Genomic DNA, 1,049 nt, shown 5'->3' on the forward strand with positions numbered 1-1,049 from the left:
CGGCCACCTTCACGGATAGCGAAGCGGAGCTTCTCTTCCATTGCGATCGGGACGATCAGCGTAACGTCAACGGTAACGTTGTCGCCAGGCATAACCATTTCCGTGCCTTCTGGCAGGGTAACAACACCGGTCACGTCAGTCGTACGGAAGTAGAACTGTGGACGGTAGTTGGTGAAGAATGGCGTATGACGGCCACCTTCGTCCTTGGTCAGAATGTAGGCTTCTGCCTTGAACTTGGTGTGTGGCTTAACCGAACCTGGCTTGCAGAGAACCTGACCACGTTCAACGTCGTCACGGCCGACACCGCGAACCAGTGCGCCGATGTTGTCGCCAGCCTGGCCCTGATCGAGCAGCTTGCGGAACATTTCAACGCCGGTAACAGTCGTCTTGCCGGTAGCCTTGATGCCAACGATTTCGACTTCTTCGCCAACCTTGACGATACCGCGCTCAACACGACCGGTAACAACAGTACCACGACCCGAGATCGAGAACACGTCTTCGATTGGCATCAGGAATGGTTGGTCGATCGGACGTTCTGGCGTTGGGATATAATCGTCAACAGCAGCCATCAGCGAACGGATTGCGTCTTCGCCGAGTTCCTTCGAAGAATCTTCCAGAGCAGCAAGAGCCGAACCCTTGATGATTGGAACTTCGTCGCCTGGGAAGTCGTACTTCGAAAGCAGTTCGCGAACTTCGAGTTCTACGAGCTCGAGAAGTTCAGCATCGTCAACCTGGTCGCACTTGTTCAGGAACACAACGATCGCAGGAACGCCAACCTGACGAGCGAGCAGGATGTGCTCACGGGTCTGTGGCATCGGGCCGTCAGCTGCCGAAACAACCAGGATCGCGCCGTCCATCTGTGCAGCGCCGGTGATCATGTTCTTGACATAGTCAGCGTGGCCTGGGCAGTCGACGTGTGCGTAGTGACGGTTTGCGGTTTCGTATTCAACGTGCGCCGTCGAAATGGTGATACCACGAGCGCGCTCTTCTGGTGCTGCATCGATCTGGTCGTATGCCTTGAATTCACCGAAGAACTTGGTGATCGCTGC

The 1,049-nt window shown here is 55.7% G+C and carries 1 protein-coding gene; it reads right to left on the reverse strand.

Going from position 1 to position 1,049, the window contains the following annotated elements; all coding sequences use genetic code 11:
• Nucleotides 1-1,049: elongation factor Tu (tuf, locus tag CEV33_RS07085; RefSeq protein ID WP_094539763.1), on the reverse strand; the 1,049-nt coding region annotated here is incomplete at both ends.

Source organism: Brucella grignonensis, from assembly GCF_002252505.1.
In the GTDB taxonomy this organism is placed as follows: domain Bacteria; phylum Pseudomonadota; class Alphaproteobacteria; order Rhizobiales; family Rhizobiaceae; genus Brucella; species Brucella grignonensis.